Origin of the sequence: Roseomonas chloroacetimidivorans (assembly GCF_049629625.1) — a bacterium.
Lineage (GTDB): Bacteria > Pseudomonadota > Alphaproteobacteria > Acetobacterales > Acetobacteraceae > Roseomonas > Roseomonas chloroacetimidivorans.
In genome coordinates this window covers 212,804-237,462 of sequence record NZ_JBNBZS010000009.1, presented here as the reverse complement: position 1 = coordinate 237,462, position 24,659 = coordinate 212,804, and the positions used below count along the sequence as shown (strand labels likewise).

Sequence of the window (24,659 nt, the reverse complement as noted above, 5' to 3'; positions counted from 1 at the left end):
ATCAGCGGCAGCCATGCTGCGGGGGCCGGAAATGGTTGTGGGTGCCCCGGTGGAGTCCAGGAGGCAAAGCCTCCTGGCAGCACGGGTGCCCACCCCTCGAGGCGTCCGCAAGGTGGCGTCAGCCTTCTGTCATACGCACCAACCGATCCGGCATCTCGTCCAGCCTGTTGATCCCGACCGCCCCCATATCGCGCAGGATCTCGCTGCGCAGGATGTTGATGGCATAGGCGACCCCGGCCGCCCCCCCGACCGCCGCAGCATAGTTGAAGGGCCGCCCCACGAAAACGAAGCTGGCGCCGAGCCCGATGGCTTTCAGGACGTCAGTCCCGCGCCGGACGCCGCCATCCAGCATCACTGGGATGCCGCCCGCCGCCTGGACGACCCGGGGCAGCACGCGCAGCGGCGAGACCGCCCCATCGAGTTGCCGTCCTCCATGATTGGAGACGATGATGCCGTCCGCCCCGCTCTCGCGCGCAAGGCGGGCGTCCTCCGCATGCAACAAGCCCTTGATGACCAGCTTACCCCGCCAGCGCCGGCGGATCCGCTCCAGCCAGGTCCAGTCAATCTGCGCGCGGTCTCCGAACTCCCGCTCGACGTTGCGCGCCACGATCGGGGCGCCGCGGGTGGCGAAGGAGTTCTCGAAATGTGGCACTCCGTGACGCAGCAGAGTTTGTAGGAAGGTGCCGAACAGCCACCGCGGCCGGGTCAGGCCATCCCAGGCAAGCCGCAGGCTGGGCCTCAGCGGTGTCGAGAAGCCGGTCCGGATGTTGTTCTCGCGGTTCGCGCCGACCGTGGTGTCCACCGTGACCACGAGTGTTTCAATGGAAGACTGCATCACCCGATCGATCAGCGCCTCGATGCGGGGCATGTCGGGGGGCAGGTAAGCCTGGAACCAGGTCGTGGGGCCTGCGGCGGCGATGTCCTCTAGCCGGATAAGCGAGGAACCGCTGATGATCATCGGGATGTTCGCCTGTCCGGCCGCGCGTGCCAGAACGAGGTCGCCGCGATAGGCCGAGAGCGCGCAGATTCCCATCGGAGCAATCCCGAAGGGCGCCGCATAAGTGTGGCCCAGCAGCGCCGTCTCTTGCGATCGCTTCGAGACGCCGACCAGGAATCGCGGGACGAAGCCGTATTCCCGGAAAGCTGCGCGGTTGTCGTCAAGCGACTGGTTGTCCTCGGCTCCGCCGGAGACATAGCCGAAGATTGGGCGCGGAAGATGGCGTCGCGCTGCCACCTCGAAATCCTTCAGCGCGAGGATGCGGCGGAAGCGCCGCGGCACGTCCTTGCTCGAGCGGCGCCGGTCGTTGACCGCCGGCTCCGGAAGGCGCTGCTCTCCCGTCGGCGCAACCTCCCGCTCAGCCGGCATTACGAGCTCCTCCTGCCTGCCAGTTCAGCTCGAACAGGGTCGTGGTCTCCAGCTCTCCCTCCGTCCAGGCCGTGATGCCGGCCTGCCTTTCGCCGAGGTAACGTGGAACGCCGTCCTCCAGAACCATGGGAAGATCATGGCCCGGCAGCAGGATGCTGCCGGGGCGCGCTTGCCATAACTTCCAGATCATCTCGATGGACCGCCGGCTCGCCGCCTGGTCCAGGCTCATGTCAGAGCGGCGCTCCAGTAGCTCGGCCCGGTTCTTCGCCGCGTCGCCGGTGAAGATGATGTCGTGCTCGGGCCCGGACAGCCGGTAGACGAGGCAGCCCGGGGTGTGGCCGGGCGCCTCATAGGCCGTGATGCCTGGAATGACCTCCTCCCCGTCCCGCACCGTCCGCAGCTGCGGCGACGCGTCCAGCTCCCGGATGTACAGCTCCGGGACCGCGTTGGCCCCCCAGGGCTGCGCACGGGACCAGGATAACTCCTGCTCCCCGATCACGACCCGCGCTTCTGGAAACAGAAGCCAGTTCACCGAGTGGTCCCAGTGCGAATGCGTCAGCAGCACGTCGGTCACCGCGGTGAAGGACAGCCCGCGCGCTTCCAGGCGCTCCCGCAGCAGGCCGCGATAGCTGAACGCGCCGACATCCACCGCGATCACGCGCCCGCCGCCACGGATCAGGGCCACGGTGCTCCAGCCGAGGGCGCCGTGGCACACGGACTTGCCCGGATAGCCCTGAACCAGGATGTCAACATGCATATCGCTGAGCATCATCCCCCCATTGATCTTCTACTGACCTGCCCCGGTCACTTTCGGCGATATGGGCCGGTGACGGCTACGGACGCCAGATCGCGCCAGCACGCAACCCATGGAGCCGGATGTACGACGGCCGCCGTTCTTCGTGAATTGGTGCAACGCCCAAATCTGCGCCTCAAAGATTTGCCGCCGTGCAAGGATGAAGATTGGGGGCAGCTTCCCATGCCAGCGCTTGGTTCCTCCGGCCTGTCACGGGTTCCACACCCGGTCGATTGCTTCTCTTGCCACTGCGGATCGCCTCTGGCTGGATGCGGTTAGAGAAAACAAAGGGAGGAGACGATGTCCGAAGTCTCACGCCGCGGCCTCTTGACCTTGCTTGGCGCCAGCTTCGCAGCGCCCAGCTTGGCCGCGGGATACCCGGATCATCCCCTTCGCATCATCGTGCCCTACGCACCAGGCAGCAATTCCGACGTACAGGCGCGGATTGTCGGGGCGGCGATGTCCGATCGGCTTGGCCAGCCGATCATCGCTGAGAACCGTCCGGGCGCGGGAGGATCAATCGGAGCCGCTGCCGTGGCCAAGGCCCGCGCGGACGGATACACGCTCCTGCTCGGCTCGAACGGGCCGCTGACGATCACGCCCTTCTTGCAGGCGAACCTGCCCTACGACCCGCTCAAGGATCTGTTGCCGGTCGGCCTCATCAGCCGCATGCCGCAGGTGATCGCCGTTCCGACGGCATCGCCGTTCCGGAGCTTCGCCGCCCTACTCGAGGCGGCCAGGATGCGGCCGGGGCAGATCAGCATCGGATCCTCGGGAACCGGGAGCGGGACGCATATGACCCTCGAACTGCTCATGGCGGCCTCGCGCGCCCGGCTCAATCATGTGCCCTATCGTGGCAGCAGCGCGACCGCGACTGATCTGGTCGCCGGCACGCTCGATACCGCGATCATCGAGTTCTCTACGGTGCTGCCGATGATACGCGACGGCCAGGTTCGCCTGCTCGCCTCGGCTTCGGCCGCTCGGCTGCCGCTGGCACCTGACGTACCGACGTTGATTGAGTCCGGCATGACCGACCTCATCGGCGCCAGCTACAACGGGCTGGTTGCACCAGCCGGAACGCCGCCCGCCGTCATGGCAACCCTCAGTGGAGCCCTGGCGGCGGCGCTCAATGCCCCGGCGGTGCGGGAGCGGATGCAGGAAATCGGCTCCGAGGTGGCCGGGCCGTGGGAGGCGAGCCCGGAGGGCTTTGCCGAGTTCATCCGTGCTGAGTATGCGCGATCCCGCCGGGCTGTGGAACTGGCCGGCCTGAAGGCAGAGTAGGGTGCAAGTGCCGGCAGCCCCTTAGGAAAATGATGTCTTTGCAATCAGGTTTGTGTCTTGGCGACGTAGATTCTCTTTCGCGAGTTTCGGGTTGCGCAGGCGAGATCAGAACAGCGATGAGGAGGACTCTGGTGCGTCAGCAGGCGGAGGAAATTGGACATGCCCGCAGTCACCATTCAGACTGCAGCGCACGCTACAGCACCGCGAGAGCGTGACGTCACTCGGGTATTGCGCCCGGTTCGGCAGCCCCGCTGGGGCAACATGCTCTTTGTCTCTGGACAGGGCCCCTTGGACCCCGAGACGAAAACGGTGGTGGAGGGCGAGATCGAGGTGCAGCTGCGCCGCACCCTCGACAACCTGCTCAGCATGCTGGACGCGGCGGGCGCGACGCTTGCCAGCGTGGTGAACATGCGCGTGGTGCCGCGTGACGTGGCCGACTTCCCGCGCTTCAACGAGGTATTCGGCAGCTACATGGAGGCCGAGAGGGTCACCCGCACCTGCATCGGCGCCACGCCGCACCGAAAGGGCGTGAATGTCGAAATCGACTGCGTCGCCATGTTTGGCTAACCCCCAGGACAAGGGCAGCCCCCGTGCTCACCACACCATTCAAGATGCCAGTTGTTGACCTGCAGCAGCGAATGAAGGAGCTGGAGGCAAGCGGGAAGCACGTCAGCGTTCTCTGGCAGCACCCCGATTCGCTGGTCTTCATGGCGCGCGGCCGCGAATACCGCAGCGAGTTCCATATCAATCCCTCAGACGAGGTGATGTTCCAGGTCAAGGGAACCATGCACCTCCACTCCCGCACGCCGGACGGGAAGGAGGAGATCACGGTCCTGCCCGAGGGATCGATGATCTACACCCCGAAGGGCACTCCCCACTCGCCCCGCTTTCCGCCTGACGCCTTCGCGGTCATCCTGGAGCAGGAGCGCCGGCCGGGCGACGTGGACCGCTTCCAGTGGTACTGCCCGAACTGCGACGCCCTGGTGCATGAGGAGTCCGCGCCGGTCGCCCAGTACAGCGCTGATCCCGTGGGCCAGGCCTACAAGCGCTTCTACGGCAGTGAGAAGAACCGTACCTGCGAGGCCTGCGGGCACATCACGCCGGTGCCTGAGGGTTTCGAGGTCTGATGACCGACTGCTCTTTCCATCATCAGCCCATCCTCGGCAAAGTATCCCTTCTGAATGGCCGCGTGGAATGGCGTGACCATCGCTGATGAGGCTGACCCTCAGCCGCCTGGGACCGGTCACTCGCAGCGGCCTGTCGCCGGCGGAGAGGGGAGCGCAGAGGCGCCGTAGCCATTCCAGGGAGCATGGCCCTTACTCGGTCGTCCAATATCCCGGCCAGCTCGCGTCTGTACCGTTTTCGGCTTTCGCCGCTCCGCAAGCGGCACGCGGCCCGCAAGCCGGTCCTTCTCCGCGACTTCGGCGAGGATGATGCGCATGCTTTCGGCGTGGGTGGCGGCAAGGGCCCTGGGCCGCCACGGGCTGGTGCATGCCTATGGCCATTGCAGCCTGCGGCTGGACGAGGTCCATTTCCTCGTCGCCCCCTCCCGCCCGCTGGGCCTGGTGGCGCCAGGGGAAACCTGCGCCGTGGTTCCGCTGGAGGGCGGCCTGCCCGAGGGCGTGCTGGGCGAGGTCCGCATTCACCGCGAGATCTACCGGCGTCGCGCGGAGGTGAGGGGGCCGCTCCATGCCGCCACGCACCATGAGCCTGGGCACCATGGGCCGCACCGCGCGGCCGCGCCACGGCTTTGGCTGTTATCTCGCCAGCGCCGGCCCTGTGGGACGACCCGCAGCTCATCCGTACTGACGCCCAGACCAAGGCCATGGCCGAGCAACTCGGTGGGCGCCGTGCCATCGTCATGCGCGGCAATGGCGCGGTGATAGCCGGAACCTCGCTGAAGCAGGCAGTGGTGCTCACCTGATATCTCAAGGATGTCTCGCGGGTGGAGTTGAACTGCCTGGCCGCTGGCAACCCGCCGGAGCAGGGCGTGATCAGGGCCGAGGCCGCTCGGGCCCGCGACCGCCAGAAGGGTGAAACCGGTTCCTCCGGCCCGCGCTTTGTTCGGACCGACGGCGGCGCAGGACTATCCGATGACCCAGGAAAATCGCGACGATCCCGGCCATGACCCGGGCGACTCAGTGCCTTCAGGCGTCGCACCGGTGAGCCCGGTGCCGCTTACGGAGGAAGACCGCAAGGTGAAGCGCAAGCTGGAGCAGCTTGGCAGCCATGGCGAGGCGGAGCACGGAAAGCCGCAGGGCCGCGCGGAAACGGAAGGACCCGAACAGCAGGGCCGTTGAGCCCCGCTCCAGGGCCACTTGCGTCACTCGATGCGGATGTTTTCCGCCCGCACCACCTCGCGCATCGCCACCCGCTGATCCGCCACGAAGCGCGCCAGCTCCTCCCGGCTGCCGCCGGTGGGCAGCACGCCCATGCCGTTCAGCATCCGGTCACGTCGTGCCGCATCACGTAGGGCCTCGTTCAATGCTGTATTCAGGCGCTCCAGCACCGGGCCGGGCGTTCCGGCCGGGGCCCACATCGCAACCCACTCATTCACGTCGTAGCCTTCGAAACCCTGCTCGGCCATGGTCGGTACATCGGGCAGGAAGGGCAGCCGCTCCCGCGTCGTGACCGCCAAAGGACGAAGCCGGCCCTCCCGGATCAGCGGGACCGCCGCCGGCGTGGTGGAAAAGGCCATATCCACCGCGCCCGACAGCACGTCCTGCATGGCTGGGGCCGAGCCGCGATAGGCGACATGCACCAGCCCCAGATCCGCGCGACGTGACAGCACCGCCCCGGCCAGATGCGGCCCCGAGGCGATGCCGGAGGAGGCATAGGTCATGCCGCGGTTCTTGCGGGCGCGTTCCATCAGTGCGGCCAGGCTCTGCGGCCCGCCCGGCAGCACCACCAGCACCTGCGGTAGCGTACAGAGATGCCCGATCGGCGCGAAGGCGGTGACGTAGTCGAAAGGCAGGTTGGGCATCAGCGTGGGGTTGAGCGCCTGCCCCGAGGCGTCGGAAAGGATGGTGTAACCATCCGGCGCGGCCTGGGCGACGACGCTGGCACCGATGGAACCGGTGGCGCCGCCACGGTTCTCCACCACCAGCGGCTGGCCGAGAAAAGCGCCCATCGGTTCGGCCAGGAGCCGCGTGGGCACGTCCACCCCGCCGCCGGGCGCGTAGGAAGCAACCACCCGGATCGGCCGGCTCGGCCAGGGGGCCTGCGCACGCGCGAGGGAGGGCAGGAGCGTGGCGGCCGTTGCCGCCGCGACGATTTGCCGGCGTGAGAGGTCGGGCATGATTGTTGTTCCGGACATTTCCACCGGCAGCTTAGGGCCGTGGCAAAATCCGGCACAACCGCAGCCAGCCCGCGCCGATCTGCAGAGATGACGTTGACAATTCGAACCGAATGCGTTCCGTTCCGAACGTGATCTGAAAGGGATTGAGCAGTGGGATTTCAGGAGGCAGTTTCGACCTGCTTGCGCCAGTACGCGGTGTTCCGCGGCCGCGCTCGGCGCTCGGAATACTGGTACTTTGTCCTGTTCCTCGTGCTGGTGAACATCGTGGCGTCGATCCTCGACTCTGCTCTGTTCGGCAGTTCAAGCACCGGCCCGCTGGGCAGCCTCGTGGGGCTCGCCTTCCTGGTGCCGGCCCTGGCCGCTGCCACGCGGCGGCTGCATGACACGGATCGCTCCGGCTGGTGGCAGCTCATCGTGCTCGTCCCGGCACTCCTGACGATCGGACTCCTGGTGCCCGGGATCGGCTTTCTGCTCTACGGGCTCGGCATGCTCGGCGTCCTGGCCGCGGGCATCCTGCTGCTGGTCTGGCTTTGCCAGCGGGGCACGCCTGGGCCGAACCGCTTCGGTACGCCGCCTGTCGCGGCCAGCGTCAACCCGGCCCTGGCCTGAGGTCCGGGGCCGGGCGCGGCGGGATGATTACCCGTTCCGCCGCGCGTGGGCCCGCACCGCCGTCTCTACGGCAGAGAGGTCGTTCGGTAACACCGTGAAGCGCTCCTCGCGATCGTAGAGATCGGCCATATGCGGTGGCAGGGCCGGGCGCTGGCCGGTTGCCTGTTCAACCGCATCCGGGAACTTTGCGGGATGGGCGGTGGCGGCGATGATGATGGGCGTCACCTTGTCGTCCGGCATGCAGCCATGGCTGGCGGCGGTGCCGGCGGCCGTGTGCGGATCAGCGAGATAGCCCTGGGCGTGGAGGCGGCGCATCTCAGCGACCGTCTCCTCATCCGACACGGCATGGCCGCGGAACAGGGCGGTCGCGGCACGCCAGGTGGCCTCGTCGATGGGCATGCGACCGGTGTCGCGGAAGGCGCGCATGGCGGTGGCGGTCCTCATGCCATCACGGCCCAGCAGCTCGAAAAGCAGGCGCTCGAAATTCGAGGAAACCTGGATGTCCATGCTCGGCGAATAGCTGGGCACCACGGGCTGCGCCGACATGTCGTTGGCAGTGATCCAGCGCGCGAGGATGTCGTTGCGGTTGGAGCCGATGATCAGCGTGGAGACGGGTAGCCCCATGCGCCGCGCCGCCCAGGCCGCGAAGACATTGCCGAAATTGCCGGTCGGCACGGCGAAGGCCACTTCCCGCTGCGGAGCGCCAAGGGCGAGAGCGGAATAGACGTAGTACGGGATTTGCGCCGCGATACGCGCCCAGTTGATGGAGTTGACGGCGGACAGGTTCATCTCGGCGCGGAAGGGCGCGTCGTTGAACATCGCCTTCACCAGATCCTGACAATTGTCGAAATCGCCCTGGACCGCGATGTTCTTCACATTCGGGGAAAGCACCGTCGTCATCTGCCGGCGCTGCACGGCGCTGGTGCGGCCCTCCGGATGCAGGATGACGATATCGAGGTTCTGCCGGTCGCGGCAGGCTTCAATGGCGGCGGAGCCGGTGTCGCCGGAGGTGGCGCCGACGATGGTGATGCGCTCACCGCGCCGGGCCAGCACATGGTCGAACAAGCGGCCGAGGAGCTGGAGGGCGAAATCCTTGAAGGCCAGGGTCGGGCCGTGGAACAGCTCCAGCGCAAAGCGGCGCTCGTCCAGCTGAACCAGCGGGGCCACGGCGGGGGTGGTGAAGCCCGCATAGGCGTCCCGGCACATGGCCAGCAGGGCGCCATCCTCAAAGGCATCGCCGGTGAAGCGGGCGATGATGTTGGCCGCCAGGTCAGGATAGGGCAGGCCGCGCAGGGCGTTCCAGTCCTCACTGGTCAGGACGGGCCAGGTCTCCGGCAGGAACAGCCCGCCATCCTCAGCCAGGCCGGCCAGGAGAACGGATTCGAAGTCGCGGGGGGCGGCCTCGCCGCGGGTGGAGACGTAGCGCATGGGCGGGGCTTAGCGGAAAGGGGCCGCCGCCGGAATGGCGCATCGCGCATGGGGGCATCGTGATTGGAAGGGGGTGGCGGAGGCACGCCAGGATGGCGGGCATGATCCGCCGAGCCTTTCTGCTTCCTCTGTTGGTTTTGGCCCTGCCTGCTCTGGCGCAGGAATTGGTCGCGACCCGGCCCGGCACGCCGGAGGGCGACGCGCTGGTCGCGCGCCTGCGGCAAGGCGGGCTGGTGCTGTTCATGCGACATGCCGACACGCGGGGCGAAGCCTGCGACCGCTCCTTCCGGGTGGGGGACCGGGCCGGGCAGCGGAACATCTCCCCGATGGGGCGGGAACAGGCGGCCCTGGTCGGGCGGCGCATCGCGGAACTGGGCATTCCGCTGGAATTCCCTGTGCTGGCCGGGCCGGTGTTCCGGGCGCGGGACACGGCGGAGGCGGCCTTCGGGCCCAACCGGGTGCGGGTGACCGACGACCTGCTCGCCGATGACTATGCGGGGGCGCGGCTGGAAGAGGTGATGGCGGGCCACCGGCGCCTGCTCTCCGAGCCCGTTCCAGCCGGGGTAAACCGCATGCTGGTCGGGCATCGCACTCCACTGATCATGATCGCCGGCCCGCCTGTAGGCGGGCGCGCCCTGCCGGAAGGGTCCTTCGCGGTGGTCGAGCCGGGTGGGGCCTTCCGGGTGCTGGGCGTGCTGGAGCTGGCACCGCTGCCAGGGGGCGGCTTCCACGGGTGTTGAGCGGAACCCGCACCGAAGCGCATTCCGGCCGGGCCGCCGCTGGCCTAGCCTGCACGGCCGAATACCGGAGCGAGCAGCAGCCCATGATCCATGTCGTCGCCATCATCACCGCCAAGCCCGGCCAGCGCGATGCGCTTCTGGCCCTGTTCCATGCCAATATGCCGGCGGTGCTGGCGGAGGAGGGATGCATCGAATACGGCCCGGTCATCGACCAGCCGGATTTCGGGCCGGCGCAGACCCCGATCGGCCCTGACACCTTCATCGTGATCGAGAAATGGGCCTCGCCCGAGGCCCTGAAGGCCCATGGTGCCGCCCCGCACATGGTCGCCTATGGGAAGGCCTCGCGCGATCTGATCGCGAGCCGCACCATCCATGTGCTGACGGACGCATGAGCAGCACGGAAGCCGCCGCACGGGTCGCGGCCCTTCTGATCGAGCGGAAGCAGACCGTCGCGGTGGCCGAGTCCTCCGCAGGCGGGTTGATCGCGGCGCGGCTGCTCGCCGTGCCCGGCGCCTCGGCCTATTTCATGGGAGGAGGCGTGGTCTACACCGCCGCCGCCCGGGCCAGCCTGCTCGATATCTCGCCCGAGGACATGGCGGGAATGCGCAGTGCCACCGAGCCTTATGCGCGACTGCTGGCCGAGCGGGGGCGGCAGCGGCTCGGGGCGGATTGGGGGCTGGCGGAAACGGGTGCGGCCGGGCCGTCCGGCAATCGCTACGGTGATGCGGCGGGGCATAGCTGTCTGGCCGCCTGCGGTTCCCTGACCTTGTCGCGCACCCTCGAAACCGCCTCCACCGACCGGACGACCAATATGGAGGGCTTCGCCACGGCCGCCCTGGAACTCCTGGAGGAAGCCCTGAAGGGCTAATCCGCAGGGGTCGCCCCCGAAGGACTCGTGACGGTTACTATACCGTCCGGACGGTTGAAAATCCGTCCGGACGGTATAGCTCTTGGCCATGAGTACCGAGCCCCGTCCTGACGCCCGCACCCGGGTCCTCGACGCCGCAGAGGCCATCATCCGCGCCCGCGGCGTACCCGCCCTGACGCTGGAAGGTGCGGCCAGGGAGGCGGGCGTCTCCAAGGGGGGGCTGCTCTATCACTTCGCCTCCAAGGAGGCGCTTCTGATCGGGCTGATGCGCCGCCTCGCCGAAGGCATCGAAGCGGATTACCGCACCATCCTCGCGGCCCAGCCGGAGGGGCCGCATCGCGCGCTCAGGGCCTGCCTCTCCTTCACCTTCGACCAGCCCGATATTTCGGAGGCCCATGCGCGCGCGGCGGCCGTGCTGCTGGCCGCCTTTCACCACGATCCAGCGTTGATCGACCCGATCCGCGCCTTCTTCGCCCGCATCCGTGAGGCCGTGGCGGCCGATGGCACGCCGCCCGGCATTGCCGCTGCCATCATGCTGGCGGGGGACGGGCTGTTCATGTCCCGGCTCTTCCGCCTCTACGAGCCGGGCGCCCATGAGGTGGCCGCCCTGCGCGCGACGCTGTACGGGCTGCTCGAGGGCGCATCGTGACGCGCTGGGGCTGGATCGGCTGCACCCTGCTGGCGGCCGGGCTGTCCGCCTGGGCGGCCGGGATGGGGCCCTTCGCAGAAGCGCCGGTCGCTCCGCCCGCAGCGGCCTTTGCGCCGGCCGGTGTCGGCGCGCTGGGGCGGGTAGAGCCAGCAGAGCGGATACGGCGCCTGGCGGCCCCCGGCGTTAGCCTCGGAGCCAGGCTGGAGCGCCTGCTGGTGGCCGAAGGCGATGTCGTGAAAGAAGGCCAGGTGCTGGCCGAATTCGCCGACGCCGCCCAGCGCGACGCGGCGGTGGCCGAGGCGGCCGCCCGGCTGGCCCAGGCGAATGCCACGCTGGAACGCACCCGGCGCGGTGGCAGCCCGAGCGAGCTGGAAGCCGCCGAGGCGCGGGTGACGGCGCTGCGCGCCGCCGAGGAGACCGCGCGGCGTGAGGCTGCAAGGTCGGAATCGCTCGTCGCCTCCGGCGCCGGCGCGGCGGCCCAGGCGGAGCGCAACCGCTTCCTGGCTGCCCAGCGCGCCGCCGAGCGGGCGACGGCAGAGGCCGATCTGGAGACGCTGCGCCACCCACGGCCGGAAGACGTGGCGCATGCCGCGGCCGATCTCGCGGCGGCTGAGGCGACGCTGGCCCGCGCGCGGGCGGATGCGGCGCTGTCCCGCCTGCGCGCGCCCTCGGACGGCACTATCCTGCGTATCATCGTGCGGCCCGGTGAGGCGGTCGGCTCGGATGGCGTGCTGGAAATCGGCGATCTCTCCCGGCTCGATGTTGTGGCCGATGTCTATGAGACCGACTTGCCGCGCCTGCGGGAGGGCGCCCCGGCTGAAGTGATCGTCCCGGGCGAGGCCACGCGCCACAACGCGGTGGTCCGGGAAATCGGCTGGGTGGTGCGCCGCACAACCCAGGCCGGCACCGATCCTGTGGCCGCGGTGGATGCGCGCACCGTCGAGGTGCGCCTGACCCTGGATGAGGCTGCGAGGAAAGCCCTGATGCGGCGCTCTGGCATGCAGGTGCAGGTGGCGATCAAGCCATGAATGCGATCAGCGACATCCGCCCGGACCTGCTCGCCGCCCCGCGCAGCCCAGGCCTGCTCACTTCCATCAGCCTCGCGGTCCGGCTGGCCTGGCGGCAATTATGGTCCGAGAAGGCACGACTGGCTTCGGCCATCGCGGGCGTGATGTTCGCCTGCATGCTCGTCTTCATGCAGCTCGGCTTCCGCGCGGCCTTGTTCGAAAGCGCGACGACGCTGATCGGCGCCATGCGGGCGGACCTGTTCCTGATGAACCCGCTCACCGTCGCCTCCTTCCGGCCGGAAACGCTGCCGCGGGCGCGTGTCTCCCAGGCACTGGGCGTGGAGGAGGTACAGGCCGCAGTGCCCGTCTATCTCGCGCAATCCAGTTTCCGGAACCCGGTCACTGGGAGGCGGCGCATGGTCCAACTTGTCGGTTTCGACATGGAGGCAGGGGTGCTGGACCTGCCCGGCCTGGCGCCGCTGCGCGACGCGCTGAAGCAGCCGGACTCCTTCGCCTTCGACACGCGCTCGCGCCCCGAATTCGGGCCCATCGGCGATCTCTTCGCGGAGCGCGGGCCCTTTTCCGTCCAGATTGGCAACCGCGAGATGCGCGTTATCGGCACTGTCGCCATGGGCACCTCCTTCGGCGCGGATGGCAATGTCATTCTGTCGGAGGTGAATTTCCGGCGCGTGGCGCGCGAGAGGCGGGCGGAGCTGGTGGATCTGGCGGCGATACGGCTGAAGCCCGGCACCGACCTGCTGCAGGCGCAGGCCGCGCTGCGTGCCATCCTTCCACAGGATGTGGCGGTGCTGACCGCGGCGGAGCTGCACGCCCATGAGCTGCGCTACTGGCAGGAGGCGACCCCGATCGGCTTCATCTTCAGCTTCGGCAGCCTGATGGGGCTGATCGTCGGGATGGTGATCGTCTACCAGATCCTGTTCAGCGACATCGCCGGCCATCTGAAGGAATACGCGACGCTGAAGGCCATGGGCTATTCCAACGGCCATCTCTCCCGTGTCGTGCTGGGGGCGGCGGGAATCCTCGCCTTGCTGGGCTTCGTGCCGGGCGCGGTGGTCTCGGCGGTGCTCTATGGCGTGGTGGCGGATGCGACCTTCCTGCCCCTGGCCATGGAAGTTGGGCGGACCATGACCGTGTTCGGGCTAATATTCGGCATGTGCGGCCTGGCTGGTCTGCTCGCCATGCGCAAGCTGCGCGATGCCGATCCGGCGGATATGTTCTGATGCAGAACCCGGTGGAGGTTGCCGGCGTCACCTACGCCTATGGCGAGGGTGCGTTGCGGAGGGAGGTGCTGCGCGACGTGGATCTACGCGTGGCACCGGGCGAGATCGTGATCCTCACGGGCCCGTCCGGCAGCGGCAAGACGACCTTGCTGACACTGGTCGGTGCACTTCGTGCAGTGCAGCAAGGATCCTGCCGCGTGCTGGGGCAGGAGCTGGCCGGGGCACGGGAAGCGGATCGCGTCGTGCTGCGGCGCAGTATCGGTTTCATCTTCCAGAACCACAACTTGCTGGGCTTCCTGACCGCACGGCAGAACGTGGCCATGGCGCTGGAACTGGACGGCACCACGACGGAGCGCATGCGGCTCGAACGTGCGGAAAACATGCTGCGCGCGGTGGGCCTGGCGGAGCACCTGGAGAAATGGCCGGGGCAGCTTTCCGGAGGCCAGCGGCAGCGCGTGGCGGTGGCGCGGGCGCTGGTGGGCAGCCCCGGGCTGATCCTGGCCGACGAGCCCACGGCGGCGCTGGACAAGGCGAGTGGCCAGGAAGTGGTGCGGCTGTTGCGCGACCTCGCCCGCTCCCGCGGCACCGCAATCCTCTTGGTGACGCATGACCCGCGCATCCTGGACGTGGCGGACCGCATTGTGGCGATGGAGGATGGGCGCGTGGTTTCGGACGAAGCGGCTCGCGCGGTGAAAGGTTAGGGCCTGCACTGCAACATGCGGGATTGCCCGCTGCACTTCGCGCTGTTCATGCGCCGCGTCGTGCACGGGGAAGGGCCGTTTCAAAACGATTTCATCCTGTAAAGCGCGGCGACATGCCGGCCCCGGTCTCCAGGGGCTGGCGTCGGACGCGTGACTGAAGCTTGAGCGGCCGTCGCAGAGCGGAACCGTCCGGGAACGTGAACTGTCTGTCAGGCAATGGGCTTGAATGTTGAAATGAACCCAAAGGAACGGAGTTGTTCCGGCGCAGCAGTGCCCACGGGCTCGCTTGGGTAACATACGGCATCCAGCGGTGATCTCGGCTGGCTGTCAGCAACGCAGATGCAGCATGGAGCCGCTCGCACAAGCCTTACACTGGGGGGTGAAGAACGGCACCCGACGCGACATCGCGCATCACTTCGGCGTGGGTTTCCGGAATGGTGGAGGCAACGTTGCCGCTCGGGAAGAGCGCCACAAGCGTCGCCTCGACGAGAGGAGGTGGCCAAAGGAGAACGACCGGCTGACAGTTCTTTCGTGTTGCTCGCGTAAACGGCGCCGCCACTCGCAACGCGGAGCGGGTTGGCGGCGTTCAGCGCCCCGGCGGATGAGGATCATCCTTCACCGTCTTGTCACGACACGCCGCCTTGCGAGGCGAAGGCCGAGACAACACTGTTTGCGCGACGGGCCGTGCCTCGCGCTCGCCGGGGCGTTTCGGCGGTGCGGGTCGTGTCCGTCTTGGTTTGGAGTTCGAGTTCATGCGCGTTCCGCTTCCCGGTCGCGACTATTTTCCGCCCCGCGTTCTGCTGCGCGGTGCTGCCCGTTCCACGGTGGACACGCTGTCCGCCGAGAAACGGGTGATGGAGCCGCGTGGTGGCCTGCTGGCCTTGCGCCCCGGCCCGATGGTGCTGCCCGCCTCGCCGCCGACGCCCATGATGGAATTGCACCCCACGGCCGCCTAAGCGGCCGAGGGAGGGAGATCAGGGAAGAACCGGCCGAGGGTCAAGCGAGGTCGAGAGCCAGAACAAGCCGAGATGCAGGTGCGGGCCGGTGACGCGGCCCGTAGCGCCGGAAAGGCCGATCACCTGCCCACGCGAAACCGCCTCGCCCTCGCGCACGTCATGCCGGGACATATGGGCGTAGAGGGTGGTCACCCCATGCCCGTGCTCAATCAGCAGCGTATTGCCGGTGAAGTAGAGATCGGCCGCCAGCGTCACACGGCCTGACGCGGCGGCCACTAGCGGCGTGCCGGTGGGCACGGCGATGTCCAGCCCCAGATGCGGCGCACGCGGCTGCCCGTTCAGGATCCGCTGGCTGCCATAGACGCCGCTGATCCGGCCCTGCGCGGGCCATTCGAAGCCTTCAGCGAAATAGGGCGTGGGCGTGTTGGTCCGGCGGGCGGCATTCAGCCGCTCCTGCTCCGCCCGGATGCGTGCCAGTGCCATGGCATCGGGCGTGACCATGCGGGGTGGCAGGCCGTGCAGCTGCTGGATATCCCATTCACGCGGAACCACGGTGAGGCGGCGCTCCTCGCGCCGGCCATCGGACGTGGTGATGCCGAGCGTGGCATGCGACCCGGCGTCGCGGCCGAAACCAAAGGCAAAGATTCCGTCCGGTGAAACGCGAAGATCGCGGCCCTCGAAAGTAAGGCGCGTGCCAGGATCCGCACGACCCGTCACGAGGGCGCCCTGCGTGACGTGCTCTGGGAGGATGACGGCGGCCTTGGCTCGCTTGGCGAGAAGCAGCGCCGGAAGGGCCAGGGCGGCGCGGCGGGAGAAAAAGGCCGGGGAGAAGAAATTCTCTCCAGGCTCCTTTTCATGTTGGGGCGCGCGAGTGGTCATCGGTGCTCCAGGAGTTAGATGGGGATGGAAGGGAGCCTTTCCCCGGTCCATCACAGCAGCGTCTCCTGCGGTGCAGCGGCCTTGCCGCGCCGCTTCCCCCTGTCATCCGTCACGCTCACGCTGCCATCCGCAAATTGCAGCGTCAGGCGCTGTCCGGGTGCCACGGCGGCGGCGGCGGTCACAGGCTGGCCACCATTGTCGCGCACCAGGGCGAAGCCACGTTCCAGCAGGGCCTGATAGGAAGCGCCCTCCAGCCGCGCGGAAAGTCCGCGCAGCGCGGCACGGCACTCGCGCAGGCGTGCGGCGACCAGCGGCGTCGCATCGGGAATGCGGGCAAGAGCGCTGCTGCGCTCCGTCAGGCGGCGCTGGGCCGCGGCGTCCAGCCGCTCCCCGATGCGGATGAAACCAGCGCGGCCCTCGCGCAGCCGGGCGCGGAGCAGCGGCGCCGGATTGGGCAGGGAGACCAGGGTGCGGGATTGCCGGTCCAGCACGGCCCGAGTGGCGCCGCCCAGGCGGAAGGCGATCAGGTTAAGGGCGCTGCGGCGCTGGGCGATGGCCTCCTGTGGCCGGGGCAGGCGGGCGGCAGCAGTTTCCAACGCGCGGCGCTTGGCGGCGATCAGCGCCCGGGGGGCGAGTTGCAGGCGATGGCCGCGGTCCTCCACCCGGTTGCGGCCGGCGGCGATCAGGGCGGGCAGGTCCGGCAGGCCGGCGCCGGCACGGCTCAGGCGCAGGCGGGCGCGGTCGAGCACGGAATGGCCGGCACGGGCCAGGCGTGTGGCACGTTGCTGCAGCGCGGCAAGAAGTTCCTCCCGCGCCGGAACGGCCAGTTCCGCAGCGGCGGTCGGGGTGGGGGCCCGGCGGTCGGCGGCGAAATCGATCAGTGTCGTGTCGGTCTCGTGCCCGACGGCGGAGATCAGCGGGATTGGTGAGGCGGCGGCGGCGCGGACGACGACCTCCTCGTTGAAGGCCATCAGATCCTCGAGGCTGCCACCGCCACGGGCGACGATGATCACATCGGGGCGCGGGATGCGGCCGAGAGGCGAGAGGCTGCCCATGGTGGCGATGGCGGCTGCCACCTGCTCTGCGGCGCCCTGGCCCTGCACGGCCACGGGGATCAGCAGCACGCGGCGGGGAAAGCGGCGGGCCAGGGTGGTGCGGATGTCGTGCAACACCGCGCCCTTCTCGCTGGTGATCACCCCAACCACTTCAGGCAGGAAGGGCAGGGGGCGCTTGCGGGCCTCATCGAAGAGGCCCTCGGCGCCGAGGCGCAGGCGCAGCTTTTCGATGCGGGCCAGCAACGCGCCTTCGCCGGCATATTCCAGCTTCTCGATCTGCAGCGCGTAGTCGGAGCGTTTGTCGGAGGCGGTGATCTTGCCGGTGGCGATCACCTCCACCCCGTTCTCGGGTTTCACGGCCAGCTTGGACATGGCGCCCCGCCAGATAATGGCGCGAATCGTGCCAGTCTCGTCCTTCATCGAAAGATAGGAGTGGCCGGAAGGATAGGTCTTGAACTCGCAGATCTCACCGCGCACGCGGATGCGGCCGAAGGCGCCTTCCAGCGTGCGCTTCACCGCGCCCGAGATCTCGGAAACACTGTATTCGGGAATGTTGCTCGGCGTGCCGTCCATCCCGGGATTATGACGCTTCACGGGCAAGGGCGCCACGGATCGGACAGAAACTTCTCTGCTTCGTCGCCCTTCCGTCCCTGCAACAGCAGGAGACTATACTTCTTCATGCCAGTGGAGACCACCGAAACGCCAATAGAGGGGCAGCTTGCGCGGTTGCGCCGCTATGGCGAAATGCTCAGCGATTTCGGCCGCATGGCGGCCGATAGCAGCGACGTGGAGCGGCTGGTCCAGCTCGCCTGCGTGCAGGCGGCGCGGGGCATCGGCATCCGTCACACCAAGGTTCTTCGGCACCGGCCCGAACACGGGGACCTGGTGATCGTAGGAGGCGTGGGCTGGAATCCGGGGGTGGTCGGCCATGTGCGCCTTGCGGCGGACCTTGCCTCCCCGCCCGGCCAGGCGCTGCGGACGAGTCAACCCAACATCATCGACGATCTGCCGAACGACCCGGAGTTCCGCTATGCGCCGGTGCTGAGGGACCATGGTGTCGTTTCGGCGCTCAATGTGCCGGTGACGGTAGACGGCGATGTCTGGGGCGTGCTGGAGGTGGACAGCGACGTGCCCCGCCATTTCGGGCCGGATGATGTGCAGTTCCTCTCGGCCCTGGCCAATACACTGGGGCTTGCACTGCGCAGCCGGCTGGGCCTGAGGGGGGTGCTGGACACTGCGGCCGACACGGCCCGCCTGCTGGCCCAGGAACGCATGTTGCGGAGCGAGTTGGAACACCGCAGCAAGAATGACCTGCAGCTCATCATGTCCCTGCTCGTCATGCAGCGGCGGCGGTCGACAGACCCCGAGGTGAAGCGCATGCTCAGTCATGTGTTGGACCGGGTGACCGCAATCGGCGTTGCGCATGATCAATTGAACCTGGACCGCAGCACCGGACAGATTGAGTTGTCCGATTACCTGCAAGCGCTCTGCGCCAACCTGTCACAACGGCGGGAGGGGGTGGCGATCGAGACGATGCTGGACCGGGTCGAGATGCCGCATGTGCGGGCCGTGCCGCTCGGGCTGATCGTAAACGAATTGGTGACGAATGCGCTGAAGCACGCCTTCCCGGAGGGGCGCTGCGGGACGATCCGGGTGGAATTCGCCAACTCGCCAGGGGGCGAGGGGCGGCTCTGTGTGCGCGATGATGGGGTGGGAATGGGGCCGCCGCGCCCGGGCAGTTCGGGCACGGAACTGGTGCAGCGCCTGGTGCAGCAGGTCGGCGGGCGGCTGGCCCGGGCCGAACAGATGCAGGGAACCGGCATCTGCGTGTTCTTCCCGCTGGTGACCTGAGGCCGGAGGGCAGAGCCTCCGGCCTCGCCAGCCGCCTCAGCGGATGACTGGCAACTCGTTGAAGGTGTGGAAGGGCGGCGGGGAGGCAACCTGCCATTCCAGCGTCGTCGCGCCTTCACCCCAGGGGTTCGCCGCTGCCTTGGGGCCGCGGGCCAGGGTCATAACCACCACGACCAGGAAAACGAGGAACGAGACCCCGCTGATATAGGAGCCAATGGAAGCAACGAGGTGCCAGCCGGCGAAGGCGTCGGGGTAGTCCGGATAGCGCCGCGGCATGCCCTGGGCGCCCAGAAAATGCATGGGGAAGAAGGTCACGTTGACCCCGATGAAGAAGGTCCAGAAGTGGATCTGGCCCAGCCGTTCCGGATACTGGCGGCCACTCATCTTGCCGACCCAATAATAGAAGCCCGCAAAGATGGCGAAGGCCGCTGCAATCGCCATCACATAGTGAAAATGCGCGACCACGTAATAGGTGTTGTGCAGGATCACGTCCACGCCGGCATTGGCCAGCTTCACGCCGGTCACGCCACCAACCGTAAAGACGAAGAGGAAGCCGATGGCGAAAAGCATCGGCGTCTTGAAGCTGATCGAACCGCCCCACATCGTTGCAATCCAGGAGAAGATCTTGATGCCCGTCGGCACCGCGATGATCATCGTCGCGGCCATGAAGTAGGCCCGCGTGTCCACCGAGATGCCCGAGGTGAACATGTGGTGTGCCCAGACCACGAAGCCCACCACGCCGATCGCCACCAGCGCGTAAACCATGCCCAGGTAGCCGAAGATCGGCTTGCGGCTGAAGGTGGACAGGACGTGGGAGATGATCCCGAAGGCCGGCAGGATGATGATGTAGACTTCGGGGTGGCCGAAGAACCAGAACAGGTGCTGGAACAGCACCGGGTCGCCGCCGCCCTCAGGCTTGAAGAAGGCCGTGCCGAAATTGCGGTCCGTGATCAGCATGGTGATTGCGCCGGCCAGAACCGGCAGGGACAGCAACAGCAGAAAGGCAGTGACGAGCTGTGCCCAGACGAAGAGCGGCATCTTGTGCAGCGTCATGCCCGGGGCGCGCATGTTGAAGATGGTGGCGATGAAGTTCATCGCGCTAAGGAGGGAGCTGACGCCGGAGAGGTGCAGCGAGAAGAGCTGCAGGTCCATCGCCGGCCCCGTATGGTAGGTATCGTCGGACAGCGGTGGATAGAGCGTCCATCCCGCCCCGGCATTGCCGATGAACAGGCTTGCATAGAGCATAATGACGGCGGGCACGACCAGCCAGAAGGAGATGTTGTTCAGGCGGGGGAAGGCCATGTCCGGCGCGCCGATCATGATCGGCACGAACCAGTTGCCGAAGCCGCCGATCAGGATGGGCATGATGACAAAGAAGATCATCGTCAGCCCGTGGATGGAGACAGTCGTGTTCCAGCTCTGTCCGTCCGGGAAGATCTGCAGCCCGGGCTCCATGAGCTCCGCCCGCATCAGGATGGAGATCGCGACCGCGAGTGTCGCCGAAAAGATGGAGAAGATGAAATAAAGTGTTCCGATATCCTTGTGGTTCGTGGAGAAGAGCCATCGGCGGATGAAGCCAGGCGGTCCGTGGTCGTGCTCGGCATGCGCCCCGTCATGGCCTGATACAGCATTGGGGTGGTGCGTGTTTGCCGCCATGCTCTTCAGCCTCGTGAGCCCGCGCCGAGTTGAGCGCCTCGCCCGAAGACCGGCCGCGGGACAATGTGTTTCGCGCAAATGCGTGGCCAAGCGGGCCGGCCGGACGCTGGATGATTCCGCTGCACTGCGCACTAACCTGTGTGAGCGGCGGCGGGCCTCCGGCTGATCCGGTCAGGTCTGGCGCTGATTGGTTTCCGGCGCGACTTGCTCGCGGTTGAGCACTGCGACCAGCGTGACACCCCCGAAGATTGCGCCCAGCAGGGTGAGGAGGAGAAAGCGCACGGCATAATCGCTCCAGCCCGCCTCTCCCGTTGCCACGAGACAGAATGCGTCCACGGATCCGGCGATGATATGTGAGAACTGCCCGAGCGAGACGAGATAGGTCAGGACCATGATGACCAGGGGGGCGGGCGGTTTCCGCCGCCGGCAGGAGCCAGACCATCAGCGCGATCAGCCACCCCGCGAAGATCGCCCTCAGAGGGGGCGTGCCGAATGGGTGGGCCAGGGCGTGGCGGGCGATTTCGGCGAAGGCCGCCTTGGCCTCCGCGTCGAAAACCGCAGTATGCACAACCGCATTGGCGAAGATCCAGGTCGCCGTCAGATTCCCGGCCAGGACAAGGCCCCAGAGGCGCAGCACGCGCCAGAGCGTGTGGATGCTGCGGTTGTGAAGGAGCGGAAGGATCGGGAAGAGCGTGTTCTCGGTGAAGAGCTGCTGCCGCCCGAGCACGACGATCAGGAAGCCTGTCGTATAGCCAAGATTGGTGACGAGCGGCCGCCAGGGTGCATCCGTCCCCACGCTCGATCCTCTCTTGGGCGACCGGCGCCTGGCAGACGCGGTCCGCCCCCATGAGCGCCCCGTTCCGCTGGCCGTTGGAGGTGGCGATACTTCCGCTTCTGCAGGCGGATGCAGACCGCACCTGGCGGAGCGCGGGGCGGCGAGATCGTATCAGCCGGGTCAGAGACCGGCCGCCTTATGCCGTGGAAGGGGCGCAGACGCGCGGCCCCTTCCACGGCATAAGGCGCCGCGACGGCTTCAGGGGGTTTGGGCGCGCATGAAGGTTCTTCTGGTCGGCGGCGGCGGCCGCGAGCACGCGCTGGCATGGCGGATTGCGGAGAGCCCGCTACTGACGAAGCTGTGGTGCGCCCCGGGCAATCCGGGAATCGCGGCCCATGCCGAATGCGTGGCGATCGGGGCGGAGGACATCCCGGCGCTGGTTGGCTTCGCCAGGGAGAACGGGGTGAAACTGGTGGTGGCGGGGCCCGAGGCGCCGCTGACGCTGGGTCTGGCCGATGCCTGCGCGGAGGCTGGGATCGCCTGCTTCGGGCCGAGCGCGGCGGCCGCCATGCTGGAGGGATCCAAGGCCTTCACCAAGGAGGTGCTGGATGCCGCCCAGGCGCCGACCGCCGCCTGGCAGCGCTTCGAGGATCCGGTGGCCGCGCGGGCCTATCTGCGGGCCCAGGGCGCTCCGATCGTGGTGAAGGCGGATGGGCTGGCCGCCGGCAAGGGCGTGGTGGTGGCCGCGACGCTGGAGGAGGCCGAGGCCGCCATCGCCGACATCATGGAAAGCCGTGTCCACGGCGCCGCCGGCGCCCGCGTGGTGATCGAGGAATGCATGATGGGGGAGGAGGCCTCCTTCTTCGCCCTCTGCGACGGCACGCGCGCCATTCCCCTCGCTGCCGCCCAGGACCACAAGCGCGTGGGCGATGGCGACACCGGCCCGAATACGGGTGGCATGGGCGCCTATTCTCCGCCCCCGGCCTTCACGGATGCCATGCGGGATGAGGTCATGGCCCGCGTGGTGAACCCCGTGCTGGCCGAGATGAGCCGGCGCGGCGCGCCTTTCCGGGGCGTGCTCTTTGTCGGGCTGATGCTGACCGCGACCGGCCCGCGCGTGATCGAGTTCAATGTGCGCTTCGGCGATCCTGAGTGTCAGGCGCTGATGATGCGGCTGAAGAGCGACCTGTTGCCGGCCCTGGTGGCCTCGGCGAAGGGAGACCTGTCCGGCGTATCCTTGGAATGGTCGGAGGATCCCTCCCTGGTCGTGGTGATGGCCGCGCGCGGCTATCCGGGCACGGTGAAGAAGGGCGAGCCTATCGGCGGGCTGGAGAAGGCCGCCGCGGTGCCGGGCGTGCGCGTGTTCCATGCGGGCACCGCGCGCGGGGCGGATGGGTCGGTCGTGGCCTCGGGCGGCCGGGTGCTTGGCATCGGCGCCACGGCCCCCGACCTGCGCGCGGCGCGGGAGGCTGCCTATGCTGCCGTCGACGCGCTGGACTGGCCCGGTGGCTTCTGCCGGCGCGACATCGCCCACAGGGCCTTGTGAGGGGGAAGATCCTGATGGAGGGCACAGCCTCTGTCCGCTGCGGCGACGATCTGCGGGGGCGCGTGCCCGGGGAGTATTTCTGCCTGGCCGATCCGGTATGCCAGGGGCCGGTGCAGGCGGGCTCCCTGCCCGAATACCTCTCCCGCCGGGCCGTCTTCGTGGCCGGGCATTACGGGCCGGACTTGGCGGCGGTGCGGTCCCGGCTGGGCACGGAATACACGGCGCTGCGCGGGCTGGCGGCGTATTCGCGCATCCTGCTGTGGTTCGAACACGATCTGTGGGACCAGGCGGTGCTGATCCGCCTGCTGTCGCTGCTCGCCGACATGCCGGTCCTGGCCGGGCGCCTCTACCTGATGCCCGCCGATGGGCGCCGGAGTTTCCCTGATCTGCCCCAGGGAGAACTGGAGGCGCTGGCGCCTGAGCCCCTGCCCTGGTCGGCGGTGGAGGCTGGGGCCGAGGCTTGGCGCGCCTTCGCCTCGCCGGACCCGACGGCGCTGGACCGGTTGTCACGCCGCGCCCTGCCCCTGCCACATCTGGCCCGCGCCATGCGCCGCCACCTGCAGGACCTGCCCTGGGTGACGGATGGCCTGGGCCTGACCGAGCGGATGATGATGCAGGCCATCGCGGAGGGCGCGCGGGACGAGGCCGCACTGTTTCGCCAGCTGCGCCCGGCTGATCAGGTCTTCCATTTCACGGATCTGATCGTGCGGGACTTGCTGAAGCGGCTTTCCACCAGCACGCGGCGGCTGGTCTCGCGCGATGCGCCCCATGCGCTGACGCCGCGTGGGGCTGCGATCCTGGCCGGCGAGGAGCGCTACGTGCCGCCCCCGCGCTTTCATGCGGGGGTGGTGGTGGGGCCAGGCGGGGGCTGGTGGTGGCACCCGCGGGCGGCCGGGGTGACCGACGTGCCGCCGGGCCGCCGGGCGATGGGGTTGTTCGGCTAGGGGTGAGGCTGCCGGGTCAGTAGTGATACTGGCCGGTCGGGGCCCAGGGCGTGACCAGCCCGCCGCCATCGAAGGCGCGGAGGGAGGGATCGGCCACCACCTGGGTCACTCCGCTCTGCGCGGCATAATCCGCACCCGCCATTCCGCCTCGGGCATAGGCCATATCGGCCGCGGAACTGGCCCCGCCGTAAGCGGCAGCGCTGCTCGCGTATTCCGCCGCCATGGGGCCGCTCATCGCCACCTCGGTCCCGAGGCGCGGGACCACATTGGCGAGGTAGTTGACCGTCTCGTCCGGCAGGATCATCGCGCCGGAAAGATAACCTTCCACCCGGTCCGGCCCGGCATTGTAGGCGGCAACGAAGCCCGGCGCGCCGAAGCGGTCATACATCTCCCGGATATAGGCGGCCCCGGCCAGGATGTTGTTACGCGGCTCATAGGGGTCGCTTCCCAGCGCGTACCGGGTCCGCATGATGTCATAGGTGCGGGGCATGACCTGCATGAGCCCCATGGCGCCCACGGGCGAAGTGATGGGCAGCCCATAGGAGTCGTAGAGGCGTCCGCCGCTCTCCTGCCGCATGATCGCGCGGATCCAGCGCTCCGGGACCCGGAAGCGGGCCGAGGCCTCCTGGATATACGGTCCCCAGGGATCGTCCGGCGTTCCCGGTACGGCGTAGGTGCTGGCAGCCTGGGCACGGTAGCTGCTGGCCTCGGCGCGGGAGGCGTTGAGGTCGTAGCCGTAATCGCCGTTCCCGTCATAGCCGCGGCGCCCGTCCCAGCTGGTCTGGTCTCCGCCCCCGCCCGCGCAGCCCGCCAGGAGCGCGGCCAGGAGAAGTGCCACGACGGGGCGGGCAGCGCCCTGCTGCCGGCGGGTGATCGGGGGGTAGGGAGGGATGTCGGCCTTGGGCACCGGATATGAACCTGACGCGATGGACGGCCACCCAGTCTGCCGCGCCACGGCCGGATTTATAGGCCCTATCCGGCTGTTCGGGGCAGATCCCGCGCCGGTGTGACCCGGC

At 68.2% G+C, this 24,659-nt stretch carries 26 protein-coding genes and 1 pseudogene; 17 read left to right on the top strand and 10 right to left on the bottom strand.

All coding sequences use genetic code 11. The features are described from left to right. Positions 1-118: 118 nt before the first annotated feature. Entirely contained in the window at positions 119-1,366 is a 1,248-nt protein-coding gene (locus ACO1BU_RS08425) for an alpha-hydroxy acid oxidase (RefSeq protein ID WP_424135470.1), read from the bottom strand. Then, positions 1,356-2,123 carry an MBL fold metallo-hydrolase gene (locus ACO1BU_RS08420; protein WP_424135469.1) on the bottom strand — a complete coding sequence of 256 codons (768 nt, stop codon included), beginning with the start codon at positions 2,121-2,123 and terminating at the stop codon, positions 1,356-1,358. The genes ACO1BU_RS08425 and ACO1BU_RS08420 overlap by 11 nt, the downstream gene beginning before the upstream one ends. A 336-nt stretch (positions 2,124-2,459) precedes the next feature. On the opposite strand from ACO1BU_RS08420, the gene ACO1BU_RS08415 reads away from it, so the two are divergent. The 5 genes from ACO1BU_RS08415 to ACO1BU_RS08395 all read left to right on the top strand — a co-directional run bounded on the left by ACO1BU_RS08415 (position 2,460) and on the right by ACO1BU_RS08395 (position 5,740). Continuing rightward, a complete protein-coding gene (locus ACO1BU_RS08415; RefSeq protein WP_424135468.1) occupies positions 2,460-3,440 on the top strand; it encodes a Bug family tripartite tricarboxylate transporter substrate binding protein in 981 nt (326 codons plus the stop codon). A gap of 159 nt (positions 3,441-3,599) precedes the next feature. Continuing rightward, on the top strand, positions 3,600-4,007 hold the full coding sequence (locus tag ACO1BU_RS08410; protein WP_424135467.1) for a Rid family hydrolase: 408 nt from the start codon (positions 3,600-3,602) through the stop codon (positions 4,005-4,007). A 44-nt stretch (positions 4,008-4,051) separates the two neighbouring features. After that, positions 4,052-4,567: a 3-hydroxyanthranilate 3,4-dioxygenase gene (locus tag ACO1BU_RS08405; RefSeq protein WP_424135466.1), complete on the top strand. Its 516-nt coding sequence runs from the start codon at positions 4,052-4,054 to the stop codon at positions 4,565-4,567. A 312-nt stretch (positions 4,568-4,879) separates the two neighbouring features. Continuing rightward, positions 4,880-5,323 (top strand): class II aldolase/adducin family protein, encoded by a 444-nt coding sequence (locus tag ACO1BU_RS08400; protein ID WP_424135465.1) that lies wholly within the window; start codon positions 4,880-4,882, stop codon positions 5,321-5,323. A gap of 210 nt (positions 5,324-5,533) precedes the next feature. Next, a complete protein-coding gene (locus tag ACO1BU_RS08395) occupies positions 5,534-5,740 on the top strand; it encodes a hypothetical protein (RefSeq protein ID WP_424135464.1) in 207 nt (68 codons plus the stop codon). Between the two features lie 23 nt (positions 5,741-5,763). Here the strand turns inward: ACO1BU_RS08395 and ACO1BU_RS08390 are convergent, their stop codons facing one another. Next, positions 5,764-6,738, bottom strand: a complete 975-nt coding sequence (locus tag ACO1BU_RS08390) for a Bug family tripartite tricarboxylate transporter substrate binding protein (RefSeq protein ID WP_424135463.1) — start codon at positions 6,736-6,738, stop codon at positions 5,764-5,766. Between the two features lie 180 nt (positions 6,739-6,918). On the opposite strand from ACO1BU_RS08390, the gene ACO1BU_RS08385 reads away from it, so the two are divergent. After that, complete coding sequence (locus ACO1BU_RS08385) at positions 6,919-7,347, top strand: DUF805 domain-containing protein (RefSeq protein WP_424135462.1); 429 nt, start codon at positions 6,919-6,921, stop codon at positions 7,345-7,347. Between the two features lie 27 nt (positions 7,348-7,374). Here the strand turns inward: ACO1BU_RS08385 and thrC are convergent, their stop codons facing one another. Then, positions 7,375-8,775 carry a threonine synthase gene (gene thrC, locus ACO1BU_RS08380; protein ID WP_424135461.1) on the bottom strand — a complete coding sequence of 467 codons (1,401 nt, stop codon included), beginning with the start codon at positions 8,773-8,775 and terminating at the stop codon, positions 7,375-7,377. Between the two features lie 101 nt (positions 8,776-8,876). Here thrC and ACO1BU_RS08375 point away from each other — a divergent pair, with 101 nt between their 5' ends. The 8 genes from ACO1BU_RS08375 to ACO1BU_RS08340 all read left to right on the top strand — a co-directional run bounded on the left by ACO1BU_RS08375 (position 8,877) and on the right by ACO1BU_RS08340 (position 14,937). After that, positions 8,877-9,515 (top strand): histidine phosphatase family protein, encoded by a 639-nt coding sequence (locus ACO1BU_RS08375; RefSeq protein WP_424135460.1) that lies wholly within the window; start codon positions 8,877-8,879, stop codon positions 9,513-9,515. After that, positions 9,512-9,907: a putative quinol monooxygenase gene (locus ACO1BU_RS08370; protein WP_424135459.1), complete on the top strand. Its 396-nt coding sequence runs from the start codon at positions 9,512-9,514 to the stop codon at positions 9,905-9,907. Before ACO1BU_RS08375 ends, ACO1BU_RS08370 begins: the two co-directional genes overlap by 4 nt. Beyond that, a complete protein-coding gene (locus ACO1BU_RS08365) occupies positions 9,904-10,383 on the top strand; it encodes a CinA family protein (protein ID WP_424135458.1) in 480 nt (159 codons plus the stop codon). Before ACO1BU_RS08370 ends, ACO1BU_RS08365 begins: the two co-directional genes overlap by 4 nt. An 88-nt stretch (positions 10,384-10,471) precedes the next feature. After that, complete coding sequence (locus tag ACO1BU_RS08360) at positions 10,472-11,032, top strand: TetR/AcrR family transcriptional regulator (protein WP_424135457.1); 561 nt, start codon at positions 10,472-10,474, stop codon at positions 11,030-11,032. Further along, a complete protein-coding gene (locus ACO1BU_RS08355) occupies positions 11,029-12,060 on the top strand; it encodes an HlyD family efflux transporter periplasmic adaptor subunit (RefSeq protein ID WP_424135456.1) in 1,032 nt (343 codons plus the stop codon). Before ACO1BU_RS08360 ends, ACO1BU_RS08355 begins: the two co-directional genes overlap by 4 nt. After that, positions 12,057-13,280, top strand: coding sequence for an ABC transporter permease DevC (gene devC, locus ACO1BU_RS08350; protein ID WP_424135455.1), 1,224 nt, complete (start codon positions 12,057-12,059; stop codon positions 13,278-13,280). The genes ACO1BU_RS08355 and devC overlap by 4 nt, the downstream gene beginning before the upstream one ends. After that, entirely contained in the window at positions 13,280-13,981 is a 702-nt protein-coding gene (locus ACO1BU_RS08345) for an ATP-binding cassette domain-containing protein (RefSeq protein WP_424135454.1), read from the top strand. The genes devC and ACO1BU_RS08345 overlap by 1 nt, the downstream gene beginning before the upstream one ends. A gap of 752 nt (positions 13,982-14,733) precedes the next feature. Continuing rightward, on the top strand, positions 14,734-14,937 hold the full coding sequence (locus ACO1BU_RS08340) for a hypothetical protein (protein ID WP_424135453.1): 204 nt from the start codon (positions 14,734-14,736) through the stop codon (positions 14,935-14,937). A gap of 18 nt (positions 14,938-14,955) precedes the next feature. Here ACO1BU_RS08340 and ACO1BU_RS08335 read toward each other — a convergent pair whose 3' ends face one another. After that, positions 14,956-15,816, bottom strand: a complete 861-nt coding sequence (locus ACO1BU_RS08335; RefSeq protein WP_424135452.1) for a M23 family metallopeptidase — start codon at positions 15,814-15,816, stop codon at positions 14,956-14,958. Between the two features lie 50 nt (positions 15,817-15,866). Further along, positions 15,867-17,444, bottom strand: coding sequence for an exodeoxyribonuclease VII large subunit (xseA, locus tag ACO1BU_RS08330; protein WP_424135530.1), 1,578 nt, complete (start codon positions 17,442-17,444; stop codon positions 15,867-15,869). A gap of 105 nt (positions 17,445-17,549) precedes the next feature. On the opposite strand from xseA, the gene ACO1BU_RS08325 reads away from it, so the two are divergent. Beyond that, entirely contained in the window at positions 17,550-18,722 is a 1,173-nt protein-coding gene (locus ACO1BU_RS08325) for a sensor histidine kinase (RefSeq protein WP_424135451.1), read from the top strand. A gap of 36 nt (positions 18,723-18,758) precedes the next feature. Here the strand turns inward: ACO1BU_RS08325 and ctaD are convergent, their stop codons facing one another. The 3 genes and pseudogenes from ctaD to ACO1BU_RS08310 form a co-directional block, all read right to left on the bottom strand. Beyond that, positions 18,759-20,378, bottom strand: a complete 1,620-nt coding sequence (gene ctaD / locus ACO1BU_RS08320; RefSeq protein WP_424135450.1) for a cytochrome c oxidase subunit I — start codon at positions 20,376-20,378, stop codon at positions 18,759-18,761. A gap of 171 nt (positions 20,379-20,549) precedes the next feature. Beyond that, the gene (locus ACO1BU_RS08315; RefSeq protein ID WP_424135533.1) at positions 20,550-20,771 is read right to left on the bottom strand and encodes a hypothetical protein; all 222 of its coding nucleotides are present in this window, start codon (positions 20,769-20,771) and stop codon (positions 20,550-20,552) included. Positions 20,772-20,802: 31 nt separating this feature from the next. Next, a pseudogene (locus ACO1BU_RS08310) lies at positions 20,803-21,174 on the bottom strand (formate/nitrite transporter family protein); the annotation flags it as partial. 256 nt (positions 21,175-21,430) lie between these two features. Here ACO1BU_RS08310 and purD point away from each other — a divergent pair. Both purD and ACO1BU_RS08300 read left to right on the top strand, forming a co-directional pair. Then, a complete protein-coding gene (gene purD / locus ACO1BU_RS08305; RefSeq protein ID WP_424135449.1) occupies positions 21,431-22,699 on the top strand; it encodes a phosphoribosylamine--glycine ligase in 1,269 nt (422 codons plus the stop codon). 14 nt (positions 22,700-22,713) lie between these two features. Beyond that, positions 22,714-23,643, top strand: a complete 930-nt coding sequence (locus ACO1BU_RS08300; protein WP_424135448.1) for a hypothetical protein — start codon at positions 22,714-22,716, stop codon at positions 23,641-23,643. Positions 23,644-23,659: 16 nt separating this feature from the next. Here the strand turns inward: ACO1BU_RS08300 and ACO1BU_RS08295 are convergent, their stop codons facing one another. Then, complete coding sequence (locus tag ACO1BU_RS08295; RefSeq protein ID WP_424135447.1) at positions 23,660-24,550, bottom strand: lytic transglycosylase domain-containing protein; 891 nt, start codon at positions 24,548-24,550, stop codon at positions 23,660-23,662. Positions 24,551-24,659: the final 109 nt, after the last annotated feature.